Source organism: Brevundimonas sp. UBA7534 (genome assembly GCF_002479325.1).
GTDB lineage: Bacteria > Pseudomonadota > Alphaproteobacteria > Caulobacterales > Caulobacteraceae > Brevundimonas.
In genome coordinates this window covers 4,682-4,956 of the sequence record NZ_DLMO01000007.1, presented here as the reverse complement: position 1 = coordinate 4,956, position 275 = coordinate 4,682, and the positions used below count along the sequence as shown (strand labels likewise).

The window sequence follows — 275 nt, the reverse complement described above, 5'->3', positions numbered from 1 at the left end:
GATGGAGAACATCAGGCCGGTGCGGTCCACGCCCGTCTCCAGCCTCACTTCGTCGCCCGCATCGGCCATCATGGCGCGCAGCAGCAGAAGGTTGGCGGCATAGGGCAGGCCGGCCACGAACATGGCGGCCAGGCTCAGGAAGAAGTTTCCGCCCGGCAGCAGGGTCGCGCCGACATAGGCGGCCGCGAAGATCAGGCTGGAGACGGCCAAGGCGCGGTCTTTGCCGATCCGTACCGCCAGCCAGGTCCAGATCGGCGCCCCGAACAGGCCGGCGA

1 protein-coding gene is annotated in these 275 nt (G+C 68.7%); it reads right to left on the bottom strand.

What is annotated here, in order from left to right:
* Nucleotides 1-275: MFS transporter (locus B2U11_RS00405; protein ID WP_292068989.1), on the bottom strand; the 275-nt coding region annotated here is incomplete at both ends.